We start from the raw sequence: 6,000 nt of genomic DNA, 5'->3' as shown, positions 1-6,000 counted from the left end.
CTTGTTCGTTTCGGACACTGCGCCGGAGAGGGTCCGGCGTCTAGCGAAGGGCCTTACTGCTGGCCGCCGCCCTTTTCATTGTGCCGACAGCTCCCACGTCCTTGCCGAAAGGGCTTTGGCGCGATATCGCTTGCGGCGACAATCGAGACGAAACGACATGGCAGGCATCGACTTCGTGTCCGTCAGCGGCGACGAGGCCGGCATGCGCCTCGACCGCTGGTTCAAGACGCATTATCCCGGCATCGGTTTCGCGCAGCTCCAGAAGCTCGTGCGCACCGGACAGGTGCGCGTCGACGGCGGGCGGGCCAAGACCTCGACGCGGCTCGCCGCCGGCCAGTCCGTGCGCGTGCCGCCCATCGGCGATGCCGCGGCCGCGCCGCCGCCGACCAAGGCGCCCCGCAAGCCGACGGGCGACGATGCGGCGTATCTGAAGTCGATCACGCTCTATGAAGACCGCGACGTCATGGTGCTGAACAAGCCGGCCGGCCTTGCCGTCCAGGGCGGCTCGGGGCTCTCCACCCATGTCGACAAGATGCTCGACAGCATGCGCGACCGCCAGGGCCAGAAGCCGCGCCTCGTCCACCGGCTCGACCGGGACACGGCCGGCGTCCTCGTCATCGCCAAGACGCGCAAGGCCGCCCGCGACCTTTCCACGGCGTTCCGCTCGCGCGACACCAACAAGGTCTATTGGGCGCTCGTTGCCGGTGTGCCGCGGCCGTCCAGCGGGCGCATCTCCACCTACCTTGCGAAGGAGGAGGGGCCGGAGGGCGACCGCATGCGGATCAGCCGCCACGGCGCGGACGGGGCGAGCCACGCCGTCAGCTTCTATTCCGTCGTCGACCAGGTCGGCCAAAAACTTTCCTGGCTGATGCTGAAGCCGGTCACCGGCCGCACCCACCAGCTCCGCGCCCACACCGCCCATATCGGCCATCCGATCGTCGGCGATCCGAAATATTTCCAGGTCGAGAACTGGGAGCTGCCCGGCGGCATCCAGAACCGGCTGCACCTCTTTGCCCACCGGATCGTCATGCCGCATCCTTCCGGCGGGACCATCGACGTCACCGCGCCGCTGCCGCCGCACATGGCGCAGTCCTTCAATCTCCTCGGCCTCGATCTGGCGGACTACGATGCGGAGGCGGAATTGGAGGGGAACGATGGGCGCTGAGGGCACGGTTCGGGCGAGGGGACGATGATGGAGGGCGCCGGCTATTCGGTGACGATCTTCGTTGCCCTGGTGGTGGCCGTGACGGCGCTTGCCGGGGCCTTTATGGTGTCGCGGCGCGGGGCCTCGAAGATGCTCCGGCCGCGCGGCAACGATGCAACGGCGGCAGCGCTCTCGGAACTCGCCGCGGAACTGAGGCGCTCCAACGATCTCCTTGAAGCGCGCGTTGCCGATCACGAGGACCGGCTCCGGCGCCTTGAGCGGGACCACGACCAAGACCTGCCCGGCGACGGCGTTCCCCAAGACGCGCCGAACCGGGACGAGAATTGAGTAAGGCCATGTATCTCATCGTCTTTGACTGCGACGGCACCCTGGTCGATTCGCAGGACATGATCTTTGCCGCATTGAGCGAGGCGTTTACTGCCAACGGCCTGCGCGTGCCGCCGCGCGAGGTGGCGCTGTCCATCGTCGGCCTGTCGCTCAACGAGGCGTTCTCGGTGCTGACGCGCAAGACGCCGGACGCGCCGGTCTCCGCGCTCGCCGCTTCCTACAAGGACGCGTTCTATCGGCTGCGCACCGACAGGACCTATCACGAGCCGATGTTCGACGGCGCCCGGGAGGCGATCGATGCGCTGTCGGCCCGCGACGACGTGCTCCTGGGGATCGCCACCGGCAAGGCGCGGCGCGGTGTCGATGCGGTGCTTGCCGCCCACGGGCTGACCGGCCGGTTCGCCTCGATCCAGACCGCCGACGATGCGCCGTCGAAGCCCCATCCGGGCATGATCCTCAACGCCATGGCCGAGACCGGCGCGGAGCCGCAGAACACGGTCGTCGTCGGCGACACCGGCTTCGACATGGCGATGGCGCGCGCCGCCGGCGCCCGGGCGATTGGCGTTTCCTGGGGCTACCATCCGATCGACCGGCTGGCGGAGGGCGGCGCGGAGACCATCATCGACCGCTACGCCGCCCTGCTGCCGGCCGTCTCGGATCTTTTCGCATGGGAAAGGGTGGCCTGATGCGCGATCTCTTCGACCTGCCGCAGCATGGCGAGGACCCGGTCGAAAAGACCCGCGCCCACGTCCGGCGCGACCTGCCGAAGCGCTTCTACAAGGAGGCCGGAACGCTCGCCGAGGAGGGCGGCCACGCCGTGGTGCTGGACGGCCGGCCGATCCGCACGCCCGCCGGCAGCAAGCTGGTGGTGCCGCATGGGGCGATTGCGGCGGCCATCGCGGCCGAATGGGCGGCGCAGGAGACGGTGATCGATCCGGGCAGGATGCCGCTGACGCGGCTCGCCAATTCCGCCCTCGATGCCGTCGCGCGCGAAGCCGATGCCGTGCGCGGCGAGATCGCCCGCTATGCCGGCGACGATCTTCTGATCTATCGGGCCGGCAATCCGCGCGAGCTGGTGGAGCGCCAGAACCTCGTCTGGAACCCGGTGATCGCCTCGGCGGAGCGGCGCTATTCAGGCCGCTTCACGCTCGCCGAGGGTGTCATCCATGTGGACCAGAACGCGGAGATGCTGACTGTCATCCGCGACAGCCTTGAAGCCGTCGAACCGCTGCCGCTCGCTGCGCTCCACGTGGCAACGACGCTGACCGGCTCGGCGCTCCTTGCGCTCGCCCTCTGGCATGGCGAGCTTTCCGGCGCGGACGCCTGGCACGCGGCCCATGTGGACGAGGACTGGAACATGCAGCTCTGGGGCCGCGACGAGGAGGCGCTGGAGCGCCGCGCCCATCGTGCGGCGGAGTTCGATGCCGCGGTCCTCGTCGTCGAGGCGATGCGGCCTGGAGCGGCTGACGAATGATCCTCTCCCACCGGCACCGCTTCATTTTCCTGAAGACCAAGAAGACCGCCGGCACCAGCGTGGAACTGGCGCTGTCGCAGGTCTGCGGGCCGGACGACGTGGTGACCCCCATTGCCGGCAAGGTCGACGTGAGGAATGCCGGCCACGTGCCGCGAAACTACGACATTGCGCCGGGTCTGCGGCCGTGGTTCTGGCGCTTCAAGAAGCTCTGGGGCGCCGACGACCGCCATGCCGGGCTCTGCTATTGGAATCACATGACGGCCGAGCAGGTGCGGAACCGGGCGGGCGCAAAGACGTTCGACGCCTACCGCAAGGTGTCCGTCGAGCGGAACCCCTGGGACCGGGAGGTCTCCTACTATTTCTGGCTCTACAAGAAGGCCGACAGGCGGCCGTCCTTCGAGGAATTCGTGCTGACCGACAAATGGCGCAAACCCGTCAACAATTTCGAGATCTACAGCCTGAAGAGCCGGATCGTCGCCGACGTCGTCATGCGCTACGAGCGGCTGTCGGAGGACTTTTCGGCGTTCGTCGGCGACCTCGGCATTGCCGATCCGCCGGTGTTGCCGCATGCCAAGACGGGAGTCCGGCCCGAGGGCTCCGGGGACTATCGCAGCTTCTACACCGACGAGACGCGCGAGGCCGTGGGCAGGATCTACGCCCGCGAGATCGCCGCCTTCGGCTACACATTCTAGGCGCTGGCCCGCATCCCATGATCGTCTCCCACGCCCACGAGTTCATCTTCCTGAAGACCCGCAAGACCGGCGGGACGAGCGTCGAACTGGCGCTGTCGACGATCTGCGGGCCGGACGACGTCATCACCTGGCTGGGCCGTGACGAGAAGCTGCGAGAGGGGCGGGGGCCGCAGAACACCGAGCCGGATCGCGGCACGCTGCCGCTTTCCTTGCGGCTGCGCCTGGCGCTCGGCGGCAATGCCCGGGCGCTCGGGGCGGTCTATGCCAACCACATGCCGGCCCGGCCGGCGCGGCGGCTGATCGGGCGCGGCGCCTGGGACCGCTATTTCAAGTTTTCCATCGAGCGCAATCCCTGGGACCGACAGGTCTCCTACTACTATTACCGCTGCCGGGACCCGAAGACCCGGCCGGACTTTAAAACCTGGCTCACTGATCCGGGTGCCAAGGCGCGCATCGACAATTTCCGCATCTACGGTATCGACGGGAAAATCGTCGTCGATCAGGTGCTGCGCTACGAGACCCTTTCCGCCGATTTCGACGCGGCGATGGCACGGATCGGAATCGCCAATCCGCCGGAACTGCCGCACGCCAAGGCCAAGGCGCGGCCCAGGAAAGAAAACTACCAGAGCCACTATGACGACGAGACGCGGGCACTGGTCGGGGACTGGTACGCAAGAGAAATCGCCGCCTTCGGCTACCGCTTCGACGGCGTTGCGGCCATGACGCAAGCAGAACCGGCGGAGGCCGGCGCATGATCCTGTCCCACGAGCACCGCTTCATTTTCCTGAAGACCCGCAAGACGGCGGGCACCAGCATCGAGCTGGCGCTGTCGCAGATCTGCGGGGAAAAGGACATCCTCACGCGGGTCAGTCCGCGCGACGAGGCGATGCGCGAGAGCCTGCCGGGGCCGAACGCCCAGAACTGGCTGGCGCCGGGCATGCGCATCAACCGGCCGGAGCGGATCCTCGGCCGCCTGCTCGGCCAGCACACCCGCGGCCGCGGCTATTTCAACCACGTTCCGGCGCGCGAGGTCCTGCGGCTCACGGGCCCGCGCATCTGGCGCAGCTATTTCAAGATTTCCGTGGAGCGCAATCCCTGGGACCGTCAGGTCTCGCTCTACTACTGGCGCTATCCGGACGCGGACAAGCGGCCGACATTCGAGACGTTCATCACCTCGCCGCGCTGGCGCAAGAAGGTCGACAACTTTGCGATCTACAGCCTTGCCGGCCGGCCGGCGGTCGATTTCGTCATCCGTTACGAACAATTGCAGGACGATCTCGCGGAGGTCTTCCACCGGCTCGGCATCCAGGACCCGCCCGCACTGCCGGCGACCAAGAGCGGGACCCGCACCGACCGCGGCGACTACCGCGACCACTACACCGACAAGACCCGCGACATCGTCGCCGGCTGGTACCGCGACGAAATCGCGGCCTTCGGCTATCGGTTCTGACATGCCTCTGTCATAAAGGCCCCTTCGTCCGGGCCCCAGAACACGATTCCATCATGATCGTCTCGCACCGCCACCGCTTCATCTTCCTCAAGACCTACAAGACCGCCGGCTCCAGCATGGAGGTGCTGTTCTCGCGCTACTGCGGGCCGGAGGACATCGTCACGCCCTTAATGCCGGAAGACGAGGCGCTGCGGCCCGACCACGGGCCGCGAAATTACAAATGGCCGTGGTGGCAATGGCCGCTGCGCGGCAAGATCAAATCGCTGAAGGGCAAGAACCCCGGCGTGCGCTGGACCGGCTACTACGCCCACATGCCGGCGCGGCCGATGCGGCGCTATCTCGGCCGGGATATCTGGGACGGCTATTTCAAGTTTTCCATCGAGCGCAATCCCTGGGACCGGCAGGTCTCGATCTATTTCTGGCGCACGCGAAACCTGAAAGAGCGCCCGAGCTTCACCGACTACATGCACTCCGAAGATCGCCGTGTGCGGCTCAGGAATTTCGACATCTATTCGATCAACAACAAGATCGTCGCCGACGACGTCATCCTCTATCACGATATGCAGGCCGGGCTCGACCGCATCTTCGACCGGCTCGGGCTGGAGCCGCCCGACGAAATCCCTGGTGCCAAGACCGGCCACCGGGCCGAGCGCGACTACCGCCAGCACTACACCGACGAGACGCGGGAGATGGTGGCGAAATGGTACAAGCGCGAGATCGAGGCGTTCGGGTTCACTTTCTAGGTGCAACGGGCATTGACCGCCGACCCTTGCGCGGGTGGGAAAGCCGCGTCTTCCATATCCTCCACACATGCAGGACCGAAGGTCGTCAATGCCCGTTGGTTGCCGCCACGCTGATCCGGCTTGTGGCCTTCGCGCTCCGGCACCCACCC

Annotated in this window: 8 protein-coding genes; all 8 read left to right on the top strand. The window is 66.8% G+C overall.

The window, feature by feature from the left end:
- Positions 1-157 precede the first annotated feature (157 nt).
- Genes CH339_RS20600 through CH339_RS20565 form a run of 8 tightly spaced genes read left to right on the top strand, consistent with a single transcriptional unit; the run spans position 158 to position 5,851 of the window.
- Complete coding sequence (locus tag CH339_RS20600) at positions 158-1,165, top strand: RluA family pseudouridine synthase (RefSeq protein ID WP_111436254.1); 1,008 nt, start codon at positions 158-160, stop codon at positions 1,163-1,165.
- Between the two features lie 24 nt (positions 1,166-1,189).
- Positions 1,190-1,492, top strand: a complete 303-nt coding sequence (locus tag CH339_RS20595; RefSeq protein ID WP_111436253.1) for a hypothetical protein — start codon at positions 1,190-1,192, stop codon at positions 1,490-1,492.
- An 8-nt stretch (positions 1,493-1,500) separates the two neighbouring features.
- Positions 1,501-2,178 (top strand): HAD-IA family hydrolase, encoded by a 678-nt coding sequence (locus tag CH339_RS20590; protein ID WP_111436252.1) that lies wholly within the window; start codon positions 1,501-1,503, stop codon positions 2,176-2,178.
- Positions 2,160-2,966, top strand: a complete 807-nt coding sequence (locus tag CH339_RS20585; RefSeq protein ID WP_245408187.1) for an ATP12 family chaperone protein — start codon at positions 2,160-2,162, stop codon at positions 2,964-2,966. The genes CH339_RS20590 and CH339_RS20585 overlap by 19 nt, the downstream gene beginning before the upstream one ends.
- A complete protein-coding gene (locus CH339_RS20580) occupies positions 2,963-3,658 on the top strand; it encodes a sulfotransferase family 2 domain-containing protein (RefSeq protein WP_111436250.1) in 696 nt (231 codons plus the stop codon). Before CH339_RS20585 ends, CH339_RS20580 begins: the two co-directional genes overlap by 4 nt.
- 17 nt (positions 3,659-3,675) lie before the next feature.
- Positions 3,676-4,413: a sulfotransferase family 2 domain-containing protein gene (locus CH339_RS20575; RefSeq protein ID WP_111436249.1), complete on the top strand. Its 738-nt coding sequence runs from the start codon at positions 3,676-3,678 to the stop codon at positions 4,411-4,413.
- Complete coding sequence (locus CH339_RS20570) at positions 4,410-5,108, top strand: sulfotransferase family 2 domain-containing protein (RefSeq protein WP_111436248.1); 699 nt, start codon at positions 4,410-4,412, stop codon at positions 5,106-5,108. Before CH339_RS20575 ends, CH339_RS20570 begins: the two co-directional genes overlap by 4 nt.
- A 53-nt stretch (positions 5,109-5,161) precedes the next feature.
- Positions 5,162-5,851 carry a sulfotransferase family 2 domain-containing protein gene (locus CH339_RS20565; RefSeq protein WP_111436247.1) on the top strand — a complete coding sequence of 230 codons (690 nt, stop codon included), beginning with the start codon at positions 5,162-5,164 and terminating at the stop codon, positions 5,849-5,851.
- Positions 5,852-6,000: the final 149 nt, after the last annotated feature.

The organism is Rhodobium orientis, assembly GCF_003258835.1.
GTDB lineage: Bacteria > Pseudomonadota > Alphaproteobacteria > Rhizobiales > Rhodobiaceae > Rhodobium > Rhodobium orientis.
This window is presented reverse-complemented; position numbering and strand designations above follow the sequence as displayed.

Coding starts and splice junctions, on each gene's coding strand:
- CH339_RS20585 (WP_245408187.1), top strand. CDS start 2,160: ATGGGAAAGGGTGGCCTGATGCGCGATCTCTTCGACCTGCCGCAGCAT.
- CH339_RS20575 (WP_111436249.1), top strand. CDS start 3,676: ATGATCGTCTCCCACGCCCACGAGTTCATCTTCCTGAAGACCCGCAAG.
- CH339_RS20565 (WP_111436247.1), top strand. CDS start 5,162: ATGATCGTCTCGCACCGCCACCGCTTCATCTTCCTCAAGACCTACAAG.
- CH339_RS20570 (WP_111436248.1), top strand. CDS start 4,410: ATGATCCTGTCCCACGAGCACCGCTTCATTTTCCTGAAGACCCGCAAG.
- CH339_RS20580 (WP_111436250.1), top strand. CDS start 2,963: ATGATCCTCTCCCACCGGCACCGCTTCATTTTCCTGAAGACCAAGAAG.
- CH339_RS20600 (WP_111436254.1), top strand. CDS start 158: ATGGCAGGCATCGACTTCGTGTCCGTCAGCGGCGACGAGGCCGGCATG.
- CH339_RS20595 (WP_111436253.1), top strand. CDS start 1,190: ATGATGGAGGGCGCCGGCTATTCGGTGACGATCTTCGTTGCCCTGGTG.
- CH339_RS20590 (WP_111436252.1), top strand. CDS start 1,501: ATGTATCTCATCGTCTTTGACTGCGACGGCACCCTGGTCGATTCGCAG.